Genomic DNA, 22,813 nt, shown 5'->3' with positions numbered 1-22,813 from the left:
GCCTCCGGCACCGCCGGCTCCACCGGCGCCTCCGCCAGCACCGACGCCCGGTGGCTCCGTAACGTACTACTTCTCGGACTGCCAGGCGGGCGCCGCCACCGGTTGCGTGCCAGGGAGCAATTCCAACCCCGGCACGCAGGCGGCACCCAAGCAGAACCTCACGGGGATCAATGTCAACACACTGCCTGCGGGCACAGCACTGCTTTTTGCGCGCGGCGGTGCCTGGGTGGTGGGTGTCACCACGTTCGAGAACATGAACGTCCGCGCAGACGCGCCCCTCACCTTCGATGCGTATGGCGCAGGGCCCGCCCCCCTCCTCAACACCAACAACAATGCCATCGCGCCCTTTGAGCTGGGAGGGCGCTATGCCAACACCTCCAACGACGGCGGCTACGTGTTCCGCAATTTGCGGATCCACGGCTCCAACAACTCGGCCTGGGGCTTCTGGCTGAGTGGCAATGTCCGCGACATCGTGATTGAGAACGTGGAGATATCCGGCTTCCAGATTGCCATCCACTCGCAGGCACGCGCTCCCCACGGTGTGAACAACGTGCTGATCCGCAACAACCACATCCATCACAACGGAAGCATGGGCATCCTCGGCCAGTTCCGCAACAGTGTGATCGAAGGCAACCTGATCGAGGCCAACAACTTCAGCGGCAGCGGCTTCAACCATGGCACCTACCTGTCGGGCAGCCATGGACTGAGTGGAACCAACGTCACCTTGCGCAACAACCGCTACATCCGCAACTCGGTGGTCAATGGCATCTGCCAAGGGGGCAACATGACCTTCCACGGCCAGATGGACGGCGTACTGATTGAGGGCAACCGGATTGAGCAGGATGCTGCGACGGATGGCTGCTGGGAGATGTCGATCACGCAGGGGTATGACTCGGCCGAATGGTTCCGCAACTTCGTGGTGCGCAACAACACACTCATCAACGCCGGCAACACGGGCATGGCAGTGCAGTCGGCACCCGGTATCGTGATTGAAGGCAACGTCATCATCAACACGCAGACGACGTTTCAGACAGCCATCAATGTGGGCCACACCGAATTCCAGAATGGCGATGTACCCGATGGAAACGCTGTGGTGCGTAACAACATTGCATGTTTCCCCACACCCCACGCGGGCAGCACGGTGGTGCGCGTGATTGCACCGAACAGTGTGGTCACGAACAACACCATGGTGACCGGGGCGGCTGCAACGGCCGGGGTGTGCGCCCGGTAGCAGAGCGTTCAAGTTTCGGCCGGCAGAGGCCTCGCAGCACGCTGCGAGGCCTTTTTTCGTTTTTACGCACCGTTTTGGAAGATGGCAAGCGGCCCGCCGCTGCATCCCGATACAAACCCCTTCAATCCCCCGAGTGCCCGGTTTTCCTGCAGATCAGCGTGGGGGATTGCACTACGGCTACGCAAAAGGGGCTGCATTGTGCACCGTGTTGGCGCACACCAAATCAGGGATTGCCTGTACAGGATGGAGGACCTGCACAGTGCGCGCAAAACAGCATGCCGGTGTACATGGACGGGCCGTGGCGCGAATTCCAGAATTCGCCCATTCCTTCATTTCGTGTTCAACCCACCCGCCCACCGCCATGCAGCAAGACCGCCACTTCACCAACGCCGCCCTCCTCACCCGCCGCCATGCCGCTGTGGCCCGGGGCGTGGGTCAGGCCCATGAACTCTTCGTACAGAAGGCGCTTAACGCCGAGCTGTGGGATGTGGAGGGCCGCCGCTTCATCGACTTTGCCGGTGGCATCGCCGTGCTCAACACCGGCCACCTGCACGCCGGAGTGATCGCTGCAGTCAAAGCCCAGCTGGAGCTGTACACCCACACCTGCTTCCAGGTGGTGGCGTACGAGCCCTACGTGGAAGTGTGCGAGCGCCTGAACACCCTGGCCCCCGGCGCGTTTGCCAAGAAGAGCCTGCTGCTCACCACCGGCGCCGAGGCCGTGGAAAACGCCATCAAGATCGCCCGCGCCTACACCAAACGCCCCGGCGTGATCGCCTTCACGGGCGGCTACCACGGCCGCACCAACCTCACGCTGGGCCTCACCGGCAAGGTCGCGCCTTACAAGATCGGGTTCGGCCCCTTCCCTGGCGAGATGTACCACGCCCTGTTCCCCAACGCGCTGCATGGCGTCAGCGTGGAGCAGGCCCTGCATTCAGTGGAGCTGATCTTCAAGAACGACATCGAGCCCGAGCGTGTGGCAGCCTTCATCCTTGAGCCCGTGCAGGGCGAAGGCGGCTTCTTCGTGGCGCCACCCGAATTCGTCACCGGCCTCAAGGCCCTGGCAGACCGCTACGGCATCCTGCTGATCGCTGACGAAGTGCAGACCGGCGCTGGCCGCACCGGCACCTGGTTTGCATGCGAGCAATGGCCCGTGGCGCCCGACCTCATCACCACTGCCAAATCACTGGCAGGCGGCTTCCCCTTGTCTGGCGTGGTGGGCCGCGCCGACGTCATCGACGCGCCAGCGGCCGGTGGCCTGGGTGGCACCTATGCCGGTAGCCCCGTGGCCTGCGCGGCCGCCCTTGCCGTGATCGATGCGTTCGAGCAGGAAAACCTGCTGGCCCGCAGCCAGGACATGGGTGCGCTGCTGGTGAGGGCACTGAAAGAAATGGCCGCCACAGTCCCCGCCATCGGCGATGTACGCGGCCTGGGTGCCATGGTGGCGATCGAGCTGTTTGAAAACGGCGATGTCCACCGCCCCGACGCCGCGCTGACCAAGAAGGTCGTGGCCGAAGCGGCGCGGCGCGGGCTGATTCTGCTGTCGTGCGGCACCTATGGCAACGTGATCCGCATCCTGGTGCCGCTCACCGCCTCCAACGAACTGCTCGACGAGGGCCTGGCCATCCTGGCCGACAGCTTTGCCGCGCTGGGCTGACATGCGACCCGACCTTCATTCTGCTTACAAGGTGCCCCCAACCATGAACCCATCAGCAGAGCCCCTGGTCCGCTTCAGCGGTGTGCAAAAGACGTACGACGGTGAACAACTGGTGGTGCGCTCGCTAGACCTGGACATCCAGCGCGGTGAATTCCTGAGCCTGCTCGGGCCCTCGGGCTCGGGCAAGACCACCACACTGATGATGCTGGCGGGGTTTGAGTCCCCTACTGCGGGCGACATCCTGCTCGATGGCAAGCAGATCACCGGCACGCCGCCCCACAAGCGCAACTTTGGCATGGTGTTCCAGAACTACGCGCTTTTCCCCCATCTCACCGTGGGTCAGAACGTGGCTTACCCGCTCACTGTGCGCAAGGTGCCCAAGGCCGAACAGGCCGAGCGTGTGAAGAAGGCGCTGGACATGGTTCGCCTGACCGGCATGGCCGACCGCTTGCCCACGCGCCTGTCGGGCGGCCAGCAGCAGCGCGTGGCGCTGGCCCGCGCCCTGGTGTTCAACCCCCAGCTGGTGCTGATGGACGAGCCCCTGGGCGCGCTGGACAAGCAGCTGCGCGAGCATATGCAGATCGAGCTGAAAGAACTGCACCGCCAGCTGGGCGTGACCTTTGTCTACGTGACCCACGACCAGGGCGAGGCCCTGACCATGAGCGACCGCGTGGCGGTGTTCAACGAAGGGGTCATTCAGCAACTCGCCGATGTGGAAACCCTGTACGAAGCGCCCTCCAACCGATTCGTGGCCGGCTTTGTGGGCGACAACACGGTGCTTTCGGGCACCCTGCAAGGCGCGGGCGCCGACACCGCCCTCCAGCTGCCAGGCGGCTACCTGTTGCCAGGAGTGAACGTGAACCAGGCCGCACTGGGCTCTGCCGTGCACGCCTGTGTTCGGCCCGAACGCATCGTGCTGCATGCGCATTCCGAGTACCCCAAAACCTCGGCCATTCCCGCCACGGTGGCGCGCGCCATCTACTACGGCGACCACCTGCGCCTGATGTGCGACCTGGGCCATGGCCAAGAGCCCGCCACGGTGAAGGTGGCGCTGGCTTCGTCCGCTAGTAACCCCCATCCACAGCCGGGTGATGCCGTGCTGCTGGAGTTCCCCCCGGTCTCCACGCGCATTTACGCGGTCTGACCACCGGCACAGCCACACCCTTTTCCCGTCCCCTGTTCCTCCACAACCCTAAGGAAAAACTGCACCATGAAAAAGAGTCTTATCGCCTGCGCCTCTCTGGCCGCCTGCCTGGCACTTCCCAGCTTTGCGCAGCAGCAACTGACCGTCGTGAACTTTGGTGGCGCCAACGCCAACGCGCAGAAAAAGGCGTTCTACGAGCCCTATGAAAAGCTGGGCAACAAGATCGTGGCCGTGGAATACAACGGCGAGCAGGCCAAGGTCAAGGCCATGGTCGAGGCCAAGAAGGTGACCTGGGACGTGGTGGAGCTGGAGTCGCCAGACGCTGCACGCGGCTGCGACGAGGGCCTGTATGAAAAACTCGATTACAGCAAGATCGTGAGCAAGTCCGACCTGCTGCCCGCTGCGGTGTCCGACTGCGCCGTGGGCATCTTCGTGTGGTCCACCGTCATGGCCTACAACGGCGACAAGCTCAAGACCGCCCCCACGAGCTGGGCCGACTTCTGGGACACCAAGAAGATCCCTGGCAAGCGCGGCATGCGCAAGGGTGCGCGCTACAACCTCGAATTCGCGCTGATGGCCGATGGCGTGAAGCCCGCCGACGTGTACAAGGTGCTGGCCACCAAGGACGGTGCCGACCGCGCCTTCAAGAAGCTGACCGAACTCAAGCCCAACATTCAATGGTGGGAAGCAGGTGCCCAGGCGCCGCAGTTCCTGGTGGCGGGCGACGTGGTGCTGACCACTGCGTTCAACGGCCGCATCGACGCGGCCAACCGCGAAGGCCGCAATCTCAAGATCTACTGGCCCGGCGGCATCTACGACCTGGACTACTGGGCCATCCCCAAGGGCACGCCCAACAAGGACGCGGCGGTGAAGTTCATTGCCTACACCATGCAGACGGCCAACCAGGCTGCTTACGCGCAGAACATCGCCTACGGCCCGGCCAACACCACGGCCCTCGCCAAGCTGGACAAGAAGGTGCTGGACGACTTGCCTACATCGGCCGCCAACGCCAAGGAAGCCATCCAGTTCGGCGTGAGCTTCTGGGCCGACCAGGGCGAGGCGCTGGAGAAACGCTTCGCCGCCTGGGCCACCCAGTAAGTAGTAACCCGCACCCTCGGAGCACAAGACACCATGCAAGCCTCTTCTGCCATCGCCCCCGCCGCGCTTGCGCTGGACGCCCACGCACCTGGCGCACTGCGCAAGGCGCTGTCGCGTGCCGAAGCGCGGCGCAAATGGCGGGCCTTTGCCCTGACCCTGCCCTTGCTGGTGTTCTTGCTGCTCACGCTGCTGGTCCCCATTGCCGCGCTGCTGCAGCGCGGCGTGGAGAACCCCGAGGTCGCCAACACGCTGCCCGCCACCATCGAGGCCTTGCATGGCTGGGACCGCCACGAGGCTCCGGGCCCGGCCGCCTACGCCGCGCTGATGAAAGACCTGGCCCGCCTGCCCGACAGCTCTGATGCAGGCGCCCTGGCGCGCAGACTGAACTCGGAATTACCCGGCGCGCGATCGATGGTGATGGGCGCCTTCCGCGCCTTGCCGATGGGCGGCACATCCGAGAGCATTCGTGACCAATTGATCGAAAAAGACGCGCGCTGGGGCGAAGCGCCTTTCTGGCGCGCCATTGCCAAAAACGGGGCGCGCTGGACGCCCGACTACCTGCTCGCCTCGGTGGACCTGCAGCGCAATGCGCTGGGCCAGGTCGAACGCATGCCCGAGGAGCAGCGCGCGTTTGGCGGCATCCTGCTGCGCACCTTTCACATCAGCTTTGTGGTGACGCTGATTTGCCTGCTGCTGGGCTACCCGCTGGCCTGGTGGCTGGCCTCGCTGCCCGCACGCCAGGCCAATGTGCTCATGATTCTGGTGCTGGTGCCGTTCTGGACGTCGATCCTGGTGCGGGTTGCCGCATGGATCGTGCTGCTGCAGTCCGAAGGCCTCGTCAACCGGGGGTTGATGGGCCTGGGCGCGATTGCCGAGCCTTTGCCACTGCTGTTCAACCGCACGGGCGTGGTGATTGCCATGGTGCACATCCTGCTGCCCTTCATGGTGCTGCCGCTGTACAGCGTGATGAAAAGCGTGCCGCCCACCTACCTGCGCGCCGCGGTGTCGCTGGGCAGCTCGCCCATCGCTGCGTTCTTTCGGGTGTATGTGCCGCAGACGTACCCTGGCATTGGCGCTGGGGCGCTGCTGGTGTTCATCCTGGCCATTGGCTACTACGTCACGCCGGCCCTGCTGGGCGGCGCTGACGACCAGATGCTGAGCTACTACATCGCCCGCTACACCAATGTGGAAGTGAACTGGGGCATGGCCTGTGCGCTGGGGGCCCTGCTGCTGGTCGCGACCTTGCTCTTGTATGGCGTGTACCGCCGGTTCGGCAAAGCCGAATTGAGCCTTGGCTGACCCATACCTTCTGACGCAGAAAGCTGCCGACCATGATTCGCCTTCCTTCATTCCCCCTGTACGCCACGTTGGCCGACAAGCTCGGCTGGTGGGCGGTGCGCGCCCTGTGCGTGGCCGTACTGGTGTTTCTGCTGGCCCCCATCCTGGTGATGGTGCCACTGTCGTTCTCCGAGAGTTCATTCCTGGCCTACCCCATTCACGGCTGGTCGCTCAAGTGGTACCGCAACCTGTTCGAATCCGCCGAGTGGGCCCGCGCCACGCGCAACAGCTTCATCGTGGCACCTGCGGCCACGTTGATCGCCACGGCCCTGGGCACACTGGCGGCGGTGGGGCTGTCGCGCGCTGACTTCCGATTCAAGGGCTTGCTCATGAGCATCCTGATTGCGCCCATGGTGGTCCCGATCATTGTGGTGGGCGTAGCCACCTACCTGTACTTTGCGCCGCTGGGCCTGGCCGACAGCTACTTCGGGCTCATCATCGTGCACGCCGCCCTGGGCGCACCTTTTGTGCTGACCACCGTGCTGGCGACTCTGGCAGGCTTCAACCACAACCTCGTGCGCGCCTCGCTGAGCCTGGGTGAGACGCCGTTCAACACTTTCTTTCGCGTCACGCTGCCTGTGATTGCACCGGGCGTGATCTCCGGCGCGCTGTTTGCGTTTGCCACGTCGTTTGATGAAGTGGTGGTCACCCTCTTCCTGGCCGGTGCCGACCAGTCCACACTGCCGCGCCAGATGTTCAACGGCATCCGCGAGAACATCTCGCCCACCATCGCCGCGGTGGCCACGTTGCTCATCCTGTTCACCACCAGCTTGCTGCTGGCGCTGGAGTGGCTGCGCGGTCGCCGTGCTTGATATGCCCCTTGCCGCCCGGAAGTTCACATCGGCGACATGCGGCCGTCGCCCAGGCGGCTGACAATGACCGCTGCCGCTTCGTGCGTGAACCTCGATCTGCCCACGTTTAGCCCCCTTTCTCAAGGACCATCCCATGGACATGAAGACCTCCCCCCTCGCCCTGCTGAACGACCCCACCTTGCTCAAGACCGACGGCCTCATCAACGGCCAGTGGGTGGCAGGTAGCAGCCGCTTTGATGTGAACGACCCGGCCACGGGCCTCAAGCTGGCCGATGTGGCCAACCTGGGCCCGGCCGACGCCGAGGCCGCGATCGCCGCCGCCAACGCCGCCTGGGGCCCCTGGAAGACCAAGACAGCCAAGGAGCGCAGCATCATCCTGCGCAAGTGGTACGACCTGCTGATGGCCAACCAGGACGACCTGGGCCGCATCATGACCGCCGAACAAGGCAAGCCCCTGGCCGAAGCCAAGGGCGAAGTCGCCTACGGCGCGAGTTTTGTGGAATGGTTTGCCGAAGAGGCCAAGCGCATCAACGGCGAGACCCTGCCTCAGTTTGACAACAGCCGCCGCCTGCTGGTCTTGAAGCAACCCATCGGCGTGTGCGCGGCCATCACACCGTGGAACTTCCCGCTGGCGATGATCACGCGCAAGGTCGCGCCCGCGTTGGCTGCGGGCTGCCCCGTGGTCATCAAACCGGCTGAGCTGACACCACTCACCGCCCTGGCTGCTGCCGAGCTGGCCATCCGCGCAGGCATCCCGGCGGGCGTGTTCAACATCCTGCCCGCCGACAGCGACAACTCGATTGCCATCGGCAAAGTGCTGTGCGCGAGCGATGTGGTGCGCCACATCAGCTTCACGGGCTCCACCGAAGTGGGCCGCATCCTGATGGCACAGTCGGCCCCCACCGTCAAGAAGATGTCGCTGGAACTGGGCGGCAACGCGCCCTTCCTGGTGTTTGACGACGCCGACATCGACAGCGCCGTGGAAGGCGCCTTTGCCAGCAAGTACCGCAACGCGGGCCAGACCTGCGTGTGCACCAACCGCTTTTATGTGCAGGAAGGTGTGTACGACGAGTTCGTGACCAAGTTCGCCGCCAAGGTCAAGACAGCCAAGGTGGGCAACGGTTTTGAAGCTGGGGTGAACCAGGGCCCGCTGATCGAGGAAGCGGCACTGACCAAGGTGCAGCGCCACGTGGACGACGCGCTGGCCAAGGGCGGCCAGGTGGTGGCCGGCGGCCAGCGCCTCACCAGCCTGGGCTCCGGCCAGTTCTTCGAGCCCACGGTGGTCGCCAACGCCACGGCCGACATGCTCTGCGCGCGCGAGGAAACCTTTGGCCCCTTTGCCCCGGTCTTCAAGTTCAAGACCGAGCAGGAAGCCATCGACGCAGCCAACAACACCGAGTTTGGCCTGGCCAGCTACTTCTACAGCCGCGACGTGGGCCGCATCTTCCGCGTGACCGAGGCGCTGGAATACGGCATGGTCGGCGCCAACGTGGGTATTCTGGCCACCGAGCACGTGCCCTTTGGCGGCGTCAAGCAGTCGGGCCTGGGCCGCGAGGGCTCGCACTACGGCATGGACGACTATGTGGAGATCAAGTACCTGTGCCTGGGGGACATTCAGAAATAAGCAGCCCCACAAAATGCTACTTATTTTATAGCTGCTAGCGCTTTACCAATAAGCGCTAGCAGCCAAAATCATTCAAACTCTGGCGGCTGACGGTTGGTGTAGCTCGCGTTGCCCAGCCCCGTGCCCACCGTCAGCACCGCCCAGCGCTCCACGTCCTGCATGAAGGGCATTTCAGACAGGCCCTGCACCACGGCATCGTTGTGCAGGCACACCTGGGTGCGGCCATCGCCAATGTGCGGTAGCCGCTCGCACAGGTCGCGCGGAAGGTGAAAGCGGGTGCTCTCCCAGTTGCCCGGCAGGTTCTGCGTACCACCGGCCAGCGAGCCGTCTTCCACGATGAGCCCCGGACAGGCCACGCCGATGTAGGGCGCCAGGCGGATCTTCTTTTTCTCGGCATAAGCAATCAGGCCTTCGAGCAGCGTGGCGATGCCTTCGACCAGTTCGTCGCGCCGGGGTTCGTCGTTGGCATGGGCCCATTTCTCGCGGCGCACCACCTCAGCCAGCGAAAGATCGGGGGCGCGGTGCAAATGGGTTTGCACGATTCCGCAGCGCACATTGGTGCCGCCAATGTCCACCGCCAGGATGGCGTCGTAGCTTTGCAGCAGCGCGGGGGGCGCCAGGTGCCCCCAGCCAATCAGGCCGCCCTCGTCCGCATGGTGGCGCAGCGTGCGCAGCTCCACGGGCACCTTTTCGGCCTTGAGGATCTTGCGGGTGCAATCGATGGCGCGGCCACCCACCTCGCTCTGGTGAAAGCCCCCGCCGATGATGATGCGCTCCACGCCGCGCCAGGTCTTGTGTTTCAGAAATCGCTGCACCACGTGCGCCAGCTGCATCGCGTAGTCTTCCGACGCGGCTTCGATGGCTTGGGCGGCCACGCCGTCTTTCTCCAGCAACGCATCCAGCTTGTGTTTGCTGAGTTCGCGCGTGGGCTTGGTGCCCATAGGGTCCTTGCCCTCCATGGATGCATAAAGCTTGCGCCAGGCATCGAGCATGTGGCGAAAGGCCGTGCGGCTGGCGACATCCCCCACATAGCCTTCGCCGTCGCTCAACTCGAGGCTATAGCCTTCGATGATGACCGAGGCCAGCCGCATGTCGCCATGTGGCCCGACGATGCCCAGCTCGCGTTGTGCCTTGGCGTCCTTGCCTTCCTGCGCCGTGCTTGGCTTCTTGCTGGCGGCGGGTTTCTGTGCTGAGTCCTTGTCTTTGGAAGCCATTCATTTCCTCAAACGATAGTGCCCCTCCAAAGGAGGCCGTTCCAGCATGGTGGCGTGGGTGGCGGCCGCGTGGCGTCAGCAAATGGCTTGACATGCCCTACCGGATGGGCGCGCGCCCATGCCGTCATGCGTGCAGCATGCGCGGTCAAAACAACAGTAAAGGCAAGGACGGGGGGAGATGATCAGCCGAAGGGGGCTGGAGCGGGTGACGGGAACAGCACCCGGTCGCTAACTCGTTTATTACGAACGTCTTTTCCGATCCAGGCGTCACGGAATGGACTCGATTGTGGACTCAAATCTTCGGCCTGGTCAACGCAGGTCGTTGCGGGTGATCCAAAGCGAGCCAAGCACATCCATCGACAGCCAGAGCATCGGATTCATTCCGAAGTTTATCTGTCTTCTGGCACACCACGCCACAGGTCGCAACGGACAGGCGAGCTGCCGTCCTCAAAGGACTGGCTCATCATCGACCGGCGCAGCCCCGTCTTTCACCCGCTCGATGAACCGCTTCATGGGCTCCGAGGGTTCGCCCTGGCGGCGCAGCAGGTAGGTAGAGAGCATCGGTGGGGTGCCGGCCAGGGGACGAATGGAGATGTCCGGGCGCTGTAGCGTCTGCACCTGCGAGGCGATGGCGAAGCCGATGCCGTAGCCGGCGCCGACCAGGGTCAGCATCACGCCCAGGCTGGTCACGTCATCGACCAGCTTGAGTGGCGCGCCTGCATCCTGCAGCATCGCTTGAATCTGATGGCGGCAGCCCGATCCCGATTCGGGATGGCACAGAACCAGCGGGAACTTCAGGGCTTCGGCCAGCGGCACCTGCACGTGTGCCAGCAAGGGATGGCGTGCGGGCAGGATCACCGACAGCGGATCGGTCCACACCGGCTCGGCGACGACGCCATCATGCACCGCGTTTGACAACGCAAAGCCGATGTCCAGCAGATCGTTGTGCAGCACCTTGAGCTGCTGCGCGAACGGCAGCTCGACGACGCGAATCTCCAGCTCGGGCTCATCCTCGCGGCTGCGTGCCAGCAAGGTGGCGATGCGGGGTTGCGCCAAGCTGTCGCAGATGGCGATGCGCAGATAGCCCTGGTAGCCCTGCGCCGCCGCCTTGGCGCTCTTGACAGCCTGCTCGACAGTGGCCTGCACGCGCCGGCATTCGCCGAGGAACACCTGGCCGGCCCAGGTCAACCGCGTCAGGCGTGTGCTGCGGTCGAACAACTGCACGCCAAGCTGGCTTTCCAGGTCGCGCATCGCACGCGACACAGGCGATTGCTCGATGCCCAGACGCTCGGCTGCACGGGCCAGATGCAGTTCTTCCGCAACTGCAATGAAGTAACGCAGCAATCTGAAATCCAAGGCCGCCTCCTGTCCGTCTTATTCTGGTTCGGCCTATCCGGCGCCAACACCTCCATCAGCATCCCGTCAGCACCTCCTTCGATGGCATCGCGTCAAAGCCTCATGCCCGCTCGGAACCGGCCCATCGCCGACACACCCGCGGAGCAGGCCGGCGCACAGCCCGGGCATTGAATGCTGATGGCCAGAGCCTACTGCTGCCATGTCAAGGCTGGCAGACCGGCGACGTGGCGCAGGCAGTCCTCGGCTCACCGTTGGGCACGGCGCGCAGGCGCTCACGCGTGCTGGAGTCCGCGATCGATGCAGCCGACGACGACACGCCGACGTCACGGCGGGCGTGCCGATGCAGTTTCATGGGGGGCCTTCGGCTCACCCCGGTCGCCGCCCGGTTCGATCACGAAGCCCAGTTCCAACACCGCGGACTTCTGCGCAGCCGCCATCACCTGCGCGACGCGCTCGTAGGCCCACCTGGCGGTCGCCGCGGATGAAGTCCTCGGGCTGCGGCTGACGCGGCGCGAAGGCCTGCAGCCGCTGCGCGAACTGCTTGTCGCCCATGCGTTCGTCGTTCCAGAACACGCTGCCATCGGTGGTGACGGAAAGGTTCGCCACCTCGGGCTTGATCGGTTTTACTCCACTCAAATGCTAATGAGACTTATTATTGATTGTCCGTGATTTTGCCTGGTATGGCAACACCAATGGAATAACCCGGCCTTGCCTGGACACTCGCCGCCTTGTGCCGGCGACAGAAGGCCGGATGGCGGCGACTGGAAAGCCTCTGTGGCCGGCATCGCCACCGGGAAGCGCTCATGCGGCTCCCTACGGTCAGAGGAATGGACTCCATCTTCGAGGGAAAGTGCATGAACTTACGCCATCTTCGCTGTTTCATCGCCGTGGCCGAGGAGTTGCACTTTGGCCGGGCGGCGCGGCGGCTGCATGTGGAGCAGTCGCCCCTGTCGCGCACGATTCGCCAACTGGAAGCGGACCTGGGCGTGACGCTGCTGGACCGCACGCCGCGCGGCGTGCGCCTGACCCCGGCCGCGCAGGTGTTCCTGGAGGAGGCCCGGCGCGTGCTGCTGGCCTTTGAGCAAGCCCAGACCAAGGCGCGGGCGGTGGCGGCGGGACACCGGGGCATCCTGCGCATCGCCTTGGCCGGCGGTGTCGGGCGGACCCGGCTGTCGGCGCTGCTCGCGCTGTGCCGGGAGGAGGCGCCGGAAGTGGGCATCCGGCTGTTCGAGGCACCGCTGTCGCAGGTGGTGGGCGGGCTGGGCAACGACCTGTACGACGCGGCCTTTGCGATGGCCGGCGAGATGGAGACCGGGGTGGTCGCCAGGCCCGTGTGGCAAGACCCGCTGGTGGTGGCCATACCCGCGCGGCACCCCTTGCTGGTGCACAAGCGGGTGCCGCTGGAAGAGGTTATGGGCTACCCGCTAGTGCTGTGCCACCCGCAGGTGTGTGAGGAGTGCAGCCGGCAATGCGAGCGACTGCTTCGCCTGGTGGAGACGCCACCGGTCGTGGCCGAGTACGTGACGACCCACTCGCTGATGTTGGCCCTGGTGGCGGCCGGCTATGGCGTGGGATTTTCCAGCGCGGCGCACGCGGTGGCATGCCGGCAGGCGGACGTGATCGTCCGGCCGCTGGATGAAGACTCGGCGGCGCTGACGACCTACCTGCTACATCCCGAGGGCGCGATGTCGGAGCCGTTGCGCCATTTCATCGACCGTGCGCAGCGTGTCGGCCATATGCCGTTGGATACGCAACGGCCCGCATGAGGTTGCTTCAGGCGGGTTGGCCGATTCCATTTTGGTCAAAGCGCCAGACCTGTTTTGCCACAGCGGGACTCCATTGCCGCAGTGCACGGGTGCGTTGCACTCAGGCGTTGCTCGCGGTTGCGGTTGGCATCCTGCGATGAAACTCGCATGCCCATCGCGTCGCGTCACAGCGAAGACGCGCGGCGCAACAGTGCTTGCCGTATGCGCATCGGCTCTGGCGTGTTGAGCTGATCGCGCTTTACTGGGCCTTTTCCCCTGCAAAGACTTCGGCCTGGTTATCCGGGTCAGACATGGTGCCCGCGAATGACGCTGGTGACAGCACGTTTCGCGGCTTACGAATTGTGAGTGCTGGCGCCATGCGCGACAAGGCGCACATCTCGCAACGAAACCGGCGGCATCACCGATGCCACGGTATTCGCCGCTTCGCCACCTGCTCGTTTCGCCCGGAGATTCCTGGACAGGCACGCACGCCGCCTGTACGGCGGGTGCGCGTGCATGGACTCGGTGCGATGACGAATGGAGGCGCGCGATATGCCGAAGTCGAGCAGCATGGCCGATGGCGCCAAGACCTACTACCGCCCGATCGAGGCGGCAATCCGCTGGAGTGGATTGCTGCGCTCCGAGCAGCGCATCCTGGCGACCTTGAAACAGCGGCCTCTGCCGGAGGCAACGGAGTTTCCGCGCTGGCCGATGCTGCGGTTGAATGCCGAAAGAATCTTCGATGCGCTGGCCCACGGCGAAATGCCGTATGGCAAGGATGGCTTGGGGCGGGACACGCAGGGTCTGGCGATGGACGACCCGTCGCTGACCGTGCGGCACGTCGATCTGAAAGCCTGGATGGCGCACTACTACCCCGGCGAGAAACCGGTGTTTCTGTTCGATGAGATCGAGCGTGCGCTTCACCCGGCGATCAGCCTGGACACAGTGGGCGCATTGCTGGTCGAGCGGGAAGTGATCAAGGCGCGGCTGGCGGAACACTTGGGCGTGCACGAGACGCTGCGCGCCGAGCACGAGGCGCTGCTGAAAACGCACGCCGCCTGCGCGGCTGACGCGGAGCGTGCGAACACGCCGGGGCCGCGCAGCGAATCGACCTACCTGAACATCGTTGGCGGGTTACTGACGCTGCTGCTGGGCAAGTCGCCTAGCGGCATGCCGTATTCCAGCTTCCTGACGCAGGAGGCCATCATCAGCGCGATGGTGGCGCACCACGGCAACGCGATGGGCATCACCGAGCGCACCCTGCAGGCCAAGTTCGCACTGGCTCGGCGCAATTTGCAGAGCACAAATTCCTGAGCGATGCCAGACCGTATCTGCGGTCGCGGATACCGCATTTGCGGTGTCTTTCTTCAACGCGGCGTTTTTAATTCGAGTCACGCCAATCAGCGCCACTGAGCGTTAAGGAGTGACCCTCATGTCTTCGCAGACCGCCGCCACGGCAGCACCGACCGAACACCGCATCCTGCGCCGCGCCGAGGTCGAAGCCAAGACCGGCTTCAAGCGCGCGCACATCTACAGCCTGATGAAGGAAGGCAAGTTCCCCAAGGCGCTGCGCCTGGGCGTGCGCGCGGTGGGCTGGGACTCGATGGAGATCGAACAGTGGATCGCTGATCGCCTCAAAGAACGCGCTTGACGCTTCTTCTCGGTTCATGCCACACGAAGAGGAGAAGCCCATGCAGGTGGTGTCCATCATTTCAACCAAGGGCGGCGTGGGCAAGACCACGACGGCGGCCAACCTGGGTGGCTTCATCGCCGATGCCGGGCTGCGCGTGCTGCTGCTGGACCTGGACGTGCAGCCCACGCTGTCGAGCTACTTCACGCTGGACGTGCGCGCGCCCGGCGGCATCTACGAGATGCTCGCCTTCAACGAGCGGCGCATTGAGCACCTGGTGTCGCGCACCGCGATCGCGGGCCTGCACCTAGTGCTCTCCAACGACGACCGCGGCGAACTGAACACACTGCTGCTGCACGCGCCCGACGGGCGCCTGCGGCTGCGCAACCTGTTGCCGGTCTTTCGCGAGCACTACGACCTGCTGCTGATCGACACCCAGGGCGCGCGCAGCGTGCTGCTGGAGATGGCGGTGCTGGCGTCCGACCTGGCGCTGTCGCCGGTGACGCCGGAAATCCTCGCGGCGCGCGAGCTGCGGCGCGGCACGCTGCAACTGATCGAGGACATCGCGCCGTATCGGCACCTGGGCATCGAACCGCCGCAGCTGCGCCTGCTCATCAACCGTGTGCATACAGTGTCGTCGAACGCGCGGCTGGTCCAGCAGGCGCTGCGACAGGTGTTCCAAGAACAGGCCGGCGTGCAGGTGCTGGACACCGACGTGCCGGCCATCGAAGCCTATCCGCGCGCTGCGACACGAGGATTGCCGGTGCATCGGGTGGAGTACCGGCAGCCGGCTGGGCGCACGGCGCCCGCGGCGCTGGACACCATGCGCGCGCTGGCCGGCGAGCTGTTTCCCGCGTGGCGGGAGCACTTCGCGCTGGTCACCGGCCGGGCCGATGCGGGAGGGGCTGGCCATGGCGAGCGCGCATGAACTGGCGCGCGGCCGTGAACGGCTGCGAGCGCTGATCGAGTTCGCGCTGGGCGAAGGCTGGCGCGTGGTGCGCACGTCGGGCGGGCACCTGAAATTCACGAAACAAGGCTGCGCGTCGATCTACACCAGCTCGACTGCGAGCGACCACCGTGCCGACCGCAATGCCCGCGCGCAGCTTCGCCGCGCCGACCGGCAGGCGCAGGAGAACGGCCGTGGCTGAGCTGACGCCGCAGGACATGGCTGCCAAGCTGCTGGCCACCGGCTTCGAGCGCAGCGGCCCTTCGGCCGCGACCTTGAGCGACCCCATCGCCGACACGCCGATGGTGGTGACCCTGGACCAGTTGCGGCCCTACGACCACGACCCGCGCGTGACGCGCAACCCGGCCTATGCGGAGATCAAGGCGTCCATCCGCGGACGCGGGCTGGACGCGCCCCCTGCTATCACGCGCAGGCCGGGCGAGGCGCACTACATCATTCGCAACGGCGGCAACACGCGGCTGGCCATCCTGCGCGAGTTGTGGAGCGAGACCAAGGAGGAACGCTTCTTCCGCATTGCGTGCCTGTTCCGCCCGTGGCCGGCACGCGGCGAAATCGTGGCGCTGACCGGGCATCTGGCCGAGAACGAGCTGCGTGGCGGGCTGACCTTCATCGAGCGGGCCTTGGGCATCGAGAAGGCGCGCGAGTTCTACGAGCAGGAATTCGGCCAGGCGCTGTCGCAGAGCGAACTCGCGCGGCGGCTGACTGCCGACGGCTATCCGGTGCCGCAGTCACACATCAGCCGCATGAACGATGCAGTGCGCTATCTGCTGCCGGCGATACCGACGCTGCTCTACGGCGGGCTGGGCCGGCATCAGGTGGAGCGGCTCGCGGTGCTGCGCAAGGCGTGCGAGCGCACCTGGGAACGGCGTGCGCTGGGCCGACCGCTGGCCGTGGACTTCGCTTCGCTGTTTCAGGATGTGCTGTCGCAGTTCGACACGCAGCCGGAGGGACTCTCGCCCCAGCGCGTGCAGGACGAACTGGTGGGCCAGATGGCCGAGCTGCTGGAAGCGGACTACGACACGTTGGCATTGGAAATCGACGACAGCGAAAGCCGTCAGCGAGCATTGACCAGCGAGCCGGCCGCGCCGAACCCGGCAACGCCTGTCGAACCTGCGGCGCCAGCCGTCACGCCGCAACGGCCGCCAGCGGCGCCAACGCCACGGGACACCCCTCCGGCAGCGCCACCGGCAGAGACACCCTCGGCACCACCGGCCGCTGCCCCAAACGACCAGGACGGGCAGCGCGACGAGCGCCTGCAGGGGCACATCGTGACGCCGGCCCCGACCACCGAGCGCTTGCAGTCCATCCAGCGCCTGGTCGCGGACCAGCTCGGCGACAAGCTACCCGACTTCGAGGCCGATGCGCTGCGCGCGATCCCGGTGCAGGCCGGCGGGCTCTATCCCATCTCGGATGTCTGGTACATCGAGCCCGGCCTCGACGTTCCGGATCGCCTGCGCGTGCATATCGCGCAGTTCGCTCGCGAGATCGCCGGGGAGGCGGCGGTGGCCGACCACATCGAAGCCAGCGACGGCGGCATCGGCTTCGTCTGCGTGGCGCCGGCCGTGGGCCAGGCGAAGGAGCTGCCGGCGTTCGCGCGTGCGGTGCTGACCCTGCTGCACGCGCTGAGCGCCGCACAGGCACCCGCGACCGGGCTGGATCGCGCGCGGCTGGCCGATGACCTTGGGCCGCTGCTGCATGGTCACGGCGGCTTTGGCGCGCGCCTGAGCGACGCCGGGCTGGTGAAGCTGTTCCGTCTGTTGCGCCTGGCGCGCCGGCTGTTGGATCTGGAAGCCGGCGACCCGGGCCACGAGTCCTGAGCGCGCAGGAGGCTCCCATGTCGGCACCGCACCCGCTCAACCAGGCCGTCATCGCCCAGGCGCTGCATGACCTGCGCAACGGTCAACTGCGCCGCTGCAAGGCGATGGGCTTCGGCGAGGAGGAGCTGGATGCGCTGAAGCATCCCGAACTCGTGAGCATGCTGGTCAATGCCACAGTGTCGTGGTGTTCGGTGTCGGTCAACCGCGAGGTGTTGCAGCGGCTGCTGAGCCAGGTGCATGACGTGGAGCAGGAGATCGCCACGGTAGACCGCATGCTGAGGTTGGGTGCTAGCACGGAGATGGTCAGCAGTTTCTACGGCCTCACGCACCAGGAAGTGGCGCTGCGTCGGGACATCCTCGGTCTGCCCAAGCGCAAGGGCCGGCATCCGGTGCTGAGCGAGGAGCAGGACGTGGCCTTGTGGGAGCACTGGAAGGCCGCCGTCACCAAGCGCGACATCGCACTGACCGACGACATGGCCATGCTGGTGCTGACCATGGACCTGGCCGAGGCACTGATCCTGCCGATGTCGGTGGTGTGGGCGGCGATACGAAACTGGATCGACCAGGGGCTGGCATAGCCATGACCACGGGCGGCGCACCACGGCGCGAAGGCCCCATTGCGCTGTCCGCGCTCTTCGACGAGGCCCTGCAGCACCTGCAGCCGGCGCAGGGAACGGCGCCGGTTGCCGACGGCTTCCTCTTCAGCGGCAACCGCCATGAGAGCGTACCGCGCAGACTTTTCCTCGACCGACGCCTGACACCGCTGGAGCGAAACGCCTGGCAGGTGTTCCGCCTGCAGCTCAACGACGACGGCGTGACCGCCTTTCCCACCTACGACCAATTGCGCCCCTACTTAGCCTCGATGCCCTGCGCGGCGCAGGCCTCGCACGAGACTGTGGCACGTGCCCTGACCCTGCTGCGGCTGACGCGCTGGCTCAGCCTGGTGCGGCGACGGCGCGATCCCAAGACCGGCCGCATCCAGGGCAACCTCTATGTGCTGCACGACGAGCCACTTTCGCCCTTCGAGGCAATGCAGCTAGATCCCGACTACCTGGGCCTGGTGAGCCAGGCGCTCACGCACGCGGCGAAGGCAGTGCAGGTCGTGGGCATGAACACGCTGCGGGAGATCGCCGAAGACCCGCTGCTCAGCGGGCGCACGCTGCCGACCCGCCTGCAAGTGCTGGCGCAGCGCATGGCGCGACATGGCTGGACGACGCCAGGTTATCCACAGGAGGGTGCGGACCACGAATCCGAAGAAGGCCCTGAAGCCCTGCTTCGGAATGGCGCGCGCCCGTCTTCGGAATCCGAAGCAGGGCCGAAACCCGCGCCGGACGGCTCACTTCGGAATCCGAAGGAGGACCGTACTGAAGTACTGAGTAATCGTATAAAAGAAGTACGTACAGTACCGCGCGCGCGGGCCTTGCAGAACCTGCGGCTGCCCGAGCGCTTCCTGCGCCTGAAGGACGAGCAGCAGGCCGGCGCGCTGGTGGCGTTGCAACAGGTGGAGGAAGCCCAGCGGCAGGCCGTGCTCGACGAATGGACCGCACGCTGCCGCAACAGCACGGTGCGCAACCCGGCCGGCTATCTGTTCGGCATCATCCAGAAGGCGATCCGCGGAGAGTTCAAGGCCTGGGCCGGAGAAAGTGCATCGGCGCCGCCAGCGCCCCCGCCACCTGCGCCATCGTCACCGCCGGCATCCCGTGCCGCTGACCCCGAGGTGGCACGTGCCTACCTGGCACAGCTCCGAGAAGCCTTGCGTGATCGCTGATGTTGACTATCCCCAGGGGATGGATGGAACAGGTCGCCTTCCGTGGGGTGATCCGGTCAGTCCGCCGTTTCGTCTTCTTCCGTTTCCCGCCAATAGGCGTAGTTGAACAGCGCATCCAGCTCCGTGAAGTCGTCCAGGCCCAACGACCGTCTGACCGTATCGGCATGCCCGCAGTAACTTGCGTAGCTTTCCGCGCTGACGTTCTGCTTGGTTGGATGCAGTGGGTAGTCCCGGATGCCGGCGAGCGCCAGTCCCGACACCGCGTTCTGGTTCATCACGGCGAACCGCTTGTTGTCCAGCGCGTGCAGAATCTCAGTCAGCAGGTTGATGCCTGCTCCGGTGATGGCGCCGAAACGTCCATGTAGAACGGTAAACGCTTCGGCAGGCGAGAGGTTGCGCCGGTCAAGGATGTCCGCCACTGCGGCCACGAACTGCCCTGGGTGGTTGGCGATCCGGCTCTTGCCGCGGTGCAGCCCACCGGAATGGAACAGGCCGATCAGCGCGTCGTAGCGACTCGGAAAGTCGCTCCTGGCATTGCTGCTCAGGGCCGCCAGCTCTGCCAGCCTGCGCCTTGCCTTGCGCAGGTTTCCCTTGCGGCCGGTCTTCTGCGCAGTGAATCCATGCGCTGAATCGTCGCTTTTCATCAGCTCCAGGAGGTCGGCCAGGATCGTGAAGTCCGGCCCCTCGGTTCGGCTCGCCTTCTGCGCACGCTTCTTGGCCACCTTCCGGCAAGTGTCGTGGATGATGTATTCCCGCTCGTAGGCATCAATCCGGGGCTTGGTCGCTGGCACGAGAATCCTGTCCGCGACCAACGCATCGAGGTGTCGCGTGACCGATGCCATCAGCGCGCCGCTCGCGTCGTCGACCAGGGCCGATGCCTCGTAGTTGCCGTAGAAGCCTCCGTGGGTGAGGTTGGCCGAGCCGACGATCACCGAGCATTGCTTGCCGTTCTGGAAGGCGTAGATCTTCGGGTGGAAGGTGTCGCTGGCGTTGCTGAGGTACAGGACGAGCGCGTTCTTCTCGGCGAGCGCAAAGAGCTGTCGGAGTGCTTCGGGTTCGGTCAGGTGGAAGTCCAGACCTATCGCAAACCTGGCCTTCAATCCCCTTTCCAGCGCCTTGCGCAAGGGCTTCAACAAGTCGCCGAGGGCCGATCTCTTCGCGAAGGCCACCAGGCATTCCAGGCGTTCCGCCCGCTTCAGCAGCTTCTCGACCACGTGGCCGTGCCCGTGCTCTTCCCCGTTCAACAGCAACTGAACGGCTTTCCCATCCTGCATGTTTTCCCCTCGTTGTTCTACGCAGCAACCCCAGGTGCGATGCGCCCCCAGTCATTGTCATGGTTCACGCCCCGACATCAAGCATCGATCGCTCAAGACCTATCCCCAGGGGATAGCCGGCACACACAGCCTTCCGTGCGGAACAAACCGGGCGCGCATGGGCTGCGGTTTGTTGACTGACAGCCTTCCGGCCGATGCCGATGCTGGCGACTCGCCCCTTCACCGCGAGTCGCTCCCATGGCCAACGAACGCACAGAACCCCTACAACTGAATCTCGGATCGCTGCGCAGCGCGATGTCGCTGACGCTGCACACGCACCACGCTTCGCGCATCTGGCACGGCCGCGCGCCGACCGAGGGGCGCCCCGGCATCATCGGTCTCAACGGCTTCATCAGTGCGATGAACAAGATGAAGCGCGGCGCCGAGCAGGACGACCCGTACTCGGACTGGTGGATGTTGCGGATCGAAGACAAGCTCGCCGACACCAAGACCCGCCTGCAGACCCTGCGCGAGCAGGTGGATCAGGCCCTGGCCGACGTGCCGCCGGCGCTGTCGCTGGGCGAGAACATGAACGTGCAGCCGGTGAAGCTGCCGCTGTTCGTCAATGCGCAGCTCGGCTTCATGGCGGTGTACCTGCTGGCCGACTACGACGACTTGGCCCGCAAGCTCATCCTGGCGCATCACACGGCGCTGATCGACCGCAGTACCTTGGAACGCTGGCTCAACGATGGCGCGCACGCCTTGCGCAGCCTGTTCTCGCTGGCCCAGCAGTACCGCTATTCCGGCACCCAGCGCGATGACTTCGCTGCGAACAACGCCGCGGCGCGTGCCGCACTGGAGAAATACGGGCCGCTGCCGCAGGAGGTGCTCGAAGGCACACACCGCTCGCGCTTCGCGCCGCCCTTGGTGCGCCGCACTCCACTGACCGCCATGCAGCGCGAACCTGCCGAGGCCAGGGCCAGCACACCGGCGGAAACCGCGGACGAGGCCGAAGCCGTTGCGACGGACGAGGACACCGCCAAGCCCGACAAACCCAAGAGGTCGAGGAAGTCCGCCAAGGCGACCGAATCCACCGATGGGGATGCACCAGCATGACGGCGCAATCCTCCGCGGCGCCTCGACACTTCATGCCGCTGGAACAGCCCGACTTCCAGCGACTGGAACACGCCGCCTACCTAAAAGGCCTTTTGAAGCCTTTTAAAGGTAAGGGAAGTCTGGAGGCCTGGGCCAGCCAATGCATGGCGCTGCGCGACGACTTGATCGCGCTGGCGATGAGACGAGTGCTGCCGCAGGCACGCACCTACCCCTTCAACCTGCTCGGCTCGCAACTGGCTCAGCAGACCACTGGCGCAGGCACGACCTTCCTGCGCTGGCGCAACCTCGACCGGTCCAGCATGGGTGTGACGCTGTGGCAGCACCTCATCGCCAGCCCGTCCACGCCCGATCGCCTGGTCGACGATCTCTACGCGATGGAGCTGCAGCGCATCGCGCTGAACATGCAGATCAGCCTGACTCACAGCATTGCCCGCCAGGCCCTGGAATGCGCCGACAAGATGTCCCAAGCCGAGGCGGTCTACCTGCGCCGTGTCCACCACGGGCACGGTGTTTCGATCCAACCCACCACGCGACAGGAGGCACCATGAGCACGCATTTCAGCGGCGAAGGCAACATCGGTTCTGCGCCCGAGTACCGCGAGTTCACCAACGGCAACGACGAACCGCGGCGTCTGCTGCGCCTGAACGTCTACTTCGACAACCCGGTGCCGAAGAAGGACGGTGAATACGAGGACCGCGGCGGCTTCTGGGCGCCGGTGGAACTGTGGCATCGCGATGCCGAGCACTGGGCCAGTCTCTACCAGAAAGGCATGCGCGTACTGGTCGATGGCCGCACGGTGCGCGACGAGTGGGAGGATGCCGACGAGAACGAACGGGTCACGTTCAAGATCGAGGCCAGGCGTGTGGGCATCCTGCCGTATCGCGTCGAGGCGGTGGTGCTCGGCACCAAGCCGGCCGCCGGCCAATAGATGTCCTTCGAGGGCGGCTGTAGCAACCGTCAACCGCCCGCCATGCACCAGTTATCCCCTGGGGATAGCGTCATCGACGTCCATCGGCTTCCAGTCGCCCTCCCGACACGACGCTTCC

Annotated in this window: 22 protein-coding genes; 18 read left to right on the top strand and 4 right to left on the bottom strand. The window is 65.2% G+C overall.

The features are described 5' to 3' along the window. From NFX52_RS04005 to NFX52_RS03975, 7 genes are all read left to right on the top strand, one after another. A partial coding sequence (locus NFX52_RS04005) for a right-handed parallel beta-helix repeat-containing protein (RefSeq protein ID WP_252635480.1) occupies positions 1-1,231 on the top strand: 1,231 nt, incomplete at its 5' end. Between the two features lie 361 nt (positions 1,232-1,592). Then, positions 1,593-2,885, top strand: coding sequence for a 4-aminobutyrate--2-oxoglutarate transaminase (gene gabT, locus NFX52_RS04000; RefSeq protein WP_055398089.1), 1,293 nt, complete (start codon positions 1,593-1,595; stop codon positions 2,883-2,885). Between the two features lie 43 nt (positions 2,886-2,928). After that, complete coding sequence (locus NFX52_RS03995) at positions 2,929-4,029, top strand: ABC transporter ATP-binding protein (protein WP_055398088.1); 1,101 nt, start codon at positions 2,929-2,931, stop codon at positions 4,027-4,029. A gap of 66 nt (positions 4,030-4,095) precedes the next feature. Beyond that, on the top strand, positions 4,096-5,127 hold the full coding sequence (locus tag NFX52_RS03990) for an ABC transporter substrate-binding protein (RefSeq protein ID WP_252635479.1): 1,032 nt from the start codon (positions 4,096-4,098) through the stop codon (positions 5,125-5,127). A gap of 33 nt (positions 5,128-5,160) precedes the next feature. Beyond that, positions 5,161-6,426 (top strand): ABC transporter permease, encoded by a 1,266-nt coding sequence (locus NFX52_RS03985; RefSeq protein WP_252635478.1) that lies wholly within the window; start codon positions 5,161-5,163, stop codon positions 6,424-6,426. 32 nt (positions 6,427-6,458) lie between these two features. Continuing rightward, complete coding sequence (locus NFX52_RS03980; protein WP_055398085.1) at positions 6,459-7,277, top strand: ABC transporter permease; 819 nt, start codon at positions 6,459-6,461, stop codon at positions 7,275-7,277. A 133-nt stretch (positions 7,278-7,410) separates the two neighbouring features. Further along, positions 7,411-8,901 (top strand): NAD-dependent succinate-semialdehyde dehydrogenase, encoded by a 1,491-nt coding sequence (locus tag NFX52_RS03975; RefSeq protein ID WP_055398084.1) that lies wholly within the window; start codon positions 7,411-7,413, stop codon positions 8,899-8,901. A gap of 68 nt (positions 8,902-8,969) precedes the next feature. On the opposite strand, the gene NFX52_RS03970 is transcribed toward NFX52_RS03975, so the two are convergent. The 3 genes from NFX52_RS03970 to NFX52_RS03960 form a co-directional block, all read right to left on the bottom strand. Then, entirely contained in the window at positions 8,970-10,115 is a 1,146-nt protein-coding gene (locus NFX52_RS03970) for an ROK family protein (RefSeq protein ID WP_055398083.1), read from the bottom strand. A 447-nt stretch (positions 10,116-10,562) separates the two neighbouring features. Further along, the gene (locus NFX52_RS03965; protein ID WP_252635477.1) at positions 10,563-11,471 is read right to left on the bottom strand and encodes a LysR family transcriptional regulator; all 909 of its coding nucleotides are present in this window, start codon (positions 11,469-11,471) and stop codon (positions 10,563-10,565) included. 366 nt (positions 11,472-11,837) lie between these two features. Further along, entirely contained in the window at positions 11,838-12,107 is a 270-nt protein-coding gene (locus NFX52_RS03960) for an ExbD/TolR family protein (RefSeq protein ID WP_252635476.1), read from the bottom strand. A gap of 218 nt (positions 12,108-12,325) precedes the next feature. Here NFX52_RS03960 and NFX52_RS03955 point away from each other — a divergent pair, with 218 nt between their 5' ends. The 8 genes from NFX52_RS03955 to NFX52_RS03920 all read left to right on the top strand — a co-directional run bounded on the left by NFX52_RS03955 (position 12,326) and on the right by NFX52_RS03920 (position 19,398). Beyond that, positions 12,326-13,237 carry a LysR family transcriptional regulator gene (locus NFX52_RS03955; RefSeq protein ID WP_252635486.1) on the top strand — a complete coding sequence of 304 codons (912 nt, stop codon included), beginning with the start codon at positions 12,326-12,328 and terminating at the stop codon, positions 13,235-13,237. Positions 13,238-13,768: 531 nt separating this feature from the next. Continuing rightward, positions 13,769-14,530, top strand: coding sequence for an ATP-binding protein (locus NFX52_RS03950; protein ID WP_252635485.1), 762 nt, complete (start codon positions 13,769-13,771; stop codon positions 14,528-14,530). 118 nt (positions 14,531-14,648) lie between these two features. After that, the gene (locus NFX52_RS03945) at positions 14,649-14,867 is read left to right on the top strand and encodes an AlpA family transcriptional regulator (protein ID WP_252635475.1); all 219 of its coding nucleotides are present in this window, start codon (positions 14,649-14,651) and stop codon (positions 14,865-14,867) included. Between the two features lie 40 nt (positions 14,868-14,907). Then, entirely contained in the window at positions 14,908-15,774 is an 867-nt protein-coding gene (locus NFX52_RS03940; RefSeq protein WP_252635474.1) for a ParA family protein, read from the top strand. Then, positions 15,758-15,994 (top strand): hypothetical protein, encoded by a 237-nt coding sequence (locus tag NFX52_RS03935; protein ID WP_012584779.1) that lies wholly within the window; start codon positions 15,758-15,760, stop codon positions 15,992-15,994. Before NFX52_RS03940 ends, NFX52_RS03935 begins: the two co-directional genes overlap by 17 nt. Then, positions 15,987-17,630, top strand: coding sequence for a ParB family protein (locus NFX52_RS03930; RefSeq protein ID WP_252635473.1), 1,644 nt, complete (start codon positions 15,987-15,989; stop codon positions 17,628-17,630). The genes NFX52_RS03935 and NFX52_RS03930 overlap by 8 nt, the downstream gene beginning before the upstream one ends. A 17-nt stretch (positions 17,631-17,647) precedes the next feature. Further along, the gene (locus NFX52_RS03925) at positions 17,648-18,208 is read left to right on the top strand and encodes a DUF2857 domain-containing protein (protein ID WP_252635471.1); all 561 of its coding nucleotides are present in this window, start codon (positions 17,648-17,650) and stop codon (positions 18,206-18,208) included. A gap of 2 nt (positions 18,209-18,210) precedes the next feature. Then, positions 18,211-19,398: an STY4528 family pathogenicity island replication protein gene (locus NFX52_RS03920; RefSeq protein WP_252635469.1), complete on the top strand. Its 1,188-nt coding sequence runs from the start codon at positions 18,211-18,213 to the stop codon at positions 19,396-19,398. A gap of 56 nt (positions 19,399-19,454) precedes the next feature. Here NFX52_RS03920 and NFX52_RS03915 read toward each other — a convergent pair whose 3' ends face one another. Next, complete coding sequence (locus tag NFX52_RS03915; protein WP_252635467.1) at positions 19,455-20,672, bottom strand: phospholipase D family protein; 1,218 nt, start codon at positions 20,670-20,672, stop codon at positions 19,455-19,457. A 237-nt stretch (positions 20,673-20,909) separates the two neighbouring features. Here NFX52_RS03915 and NFX52_RS03910 point away from each other — a divergent pair, with 237 nt between their 5' ends. Genes NFX52_RS03910 through NFX52_RS03900 form a run of 3 tightly spaced genes read left to right on the top strand, consistent with a single transcriptional unit; the run spans position 20,910 to position 22,695 of the window. After that, entirely contained in the window at positions 20,910-21,767 is an 858-nt protein-coding gene (locus NFX52_RS03910) for a PFL_4669 family integrating conjugative element protein (RefSeq protein ID WP_377806843.1), read from the top strand. Then, positions 21,764-22,315 (top strand): DUF3158 family protein, encoded by a 552-nt coding sequence (locus NFX52_RS03905; protein ID WP_033470614.1) that lies wholly within the window; start codon positions 21,764-21,766, stop codon positions 22,313-22,315. The genes NFX52_RS03910 and NFX52_RS03905 overlap by 4 nt, the downstream gene beginning before the upstream one ends. Beyond that, entirely contained in the window at positions 22,312-22,695 is a 384-nt protein-coding gene (locus NFX52_RS03900; RefSeq protein WP_020685569.1) for a single-stranded DNA-binding protein, read from the top strand. Before NFX52_RS03905 ends, NFX52_RS03900 begins: the two co-directional genes overlap by 4 nt. The last annotated feature ends 118 nt before the right edge of the window (positions 22,696-22,813 follow it).

Source organism: Acidovorax facilis (assembly GCF_023913775.1).
Classification (GTDB): Bacteria; Pseudomonadota; Gammaproteobacteria; order Burkholderiales; family Burkholderiaceae_C; genus Acidovorax; species Acidovorax facilis.
Note: the sequence above shows the minus strand (reverse complement) of the source record. Positions and strands in the feature narration are given on the sequence as shown.

Coding starts and splice junctions, on each gene's coding strand:
- gabT (WP_055398089.1), top strand. CDS start 1,593: ATGCAGCAAGACCGCCACTTCACCAACGCCGCCCTCCTCACCCGCCGC.
- NFX52_RS03995 (WP_055398088.1), top strand. CDS start 2,929: ATGAACCCATCAGCAGAGCCCCTGGTCCGCTTCAGCGGTGTGCAAAAG.
- NFX52_RS03990 (WP_252635479.1), top strand. CDS start 4,096: ATGAAAAAGAGTCTTATCGCCTGCGCCTCTCTGGCCGCCTGCCTGGCA.
- NFX52_RS03985 (WP_252635478.1), top strand. CDS start 5,161: ATGCAAGCCTCTTCTGCCATCGCCCCCGCCGCGCTTGCGCTGGACGCC.
- NFX52_RS03980 (WP_055398085.1), top strand. CDS start 6,459: ATGATTCGCCTTCCTTCATTCCCCCTGTACGCCACGTTGGCCGACAAG.
- NFX52_RS03975 (WP_055398084.1), top strand. CDS start 7,411: ATGGACATGAAGACCTCCCCCCTCGCCCTGCTGAACGACCCCACCTTG.
- NFX52_RS03970 (WP_055398083.1), bottom strand. CDS start 10,115: ATGGCTTCCAAAGACAAGGACTCAGCACAGAAACCCGCCGCCAGCAAG.
- NFX52_RS03955 (WP_252635486.1), top strand. CDS start 12,326: ATGAACTTACGCCATCTTCGCTGTTTCATCGCCGTGGCCGAGGAGTTG.
- NFX52_RS03950 (WP_252635485.1), top strand. CDS start 13,769: ATGCCGAAGTCGAGCAGCATGGCCGATGGCGCCAAGACCTACTACCGC.
- NFX52_RS03945 (WP_252635475.1), top strand. CDS start 14,649: ATGTCTTCGCAGACCGCCGCCACGGCAGCACCGACCGAACACCGCATC.
- NFX52_RS03940 (WP_252635474.1), top strand. CDS start 14,908: ATGCAGGTGGTGTCCATCATTTCAACCAAGGGCGGCGTGGGCAAGACC.
- NFX52_RS03935 (WP_012584779.1), top strand. CDS start 15,758: ATGGCGAGCGCGCATGAACTGGCGCGCGGCCGTGAACGGCTGCGAGCG.
- NFX52_RS03925 (WP_252635471.1), top strand. CDS start 17,648: ATGTCGGCACCGCACCCGCTCAACCAGGCCGTCATCGCCCAGGCGCTG.
- NFX52_RS03920 (WP_252635469.1), top strand. CDS start 18,211: ATGACCACGGGCGGCGCACCACGGCGCGAAGGCCCCATTGCGCTGTCC.
- NFX52_RS03915 (WP_252635467.1), bottom strand. CDS start 20,672: ATGCAGGATGGGAAAGCCGTTCAGTTGCTGTTGAACGGGGAAGAGCAC.
- NFX52_RS03910 (WP_377806843.1), top strand. CDS start 20,910: ATGGCCAACGAACGCACAGAACCCCTACAACTGAATCTCGGATCGCTG.
- NFX52_RS03905 (WP_033470614.1), top strand. CDS start 21,764: ATGACGGCGCAATCCTCCGCGGCGCCTCGACACTTCATGCCGCTGGAA.
- NFX52_RS03900 (WP_020685569.1), top strand. CDS start 22,312: ATGAGCACGCATTTCAGCGGCGAAGGCAACATCGGTTCTGCGCCCGAG.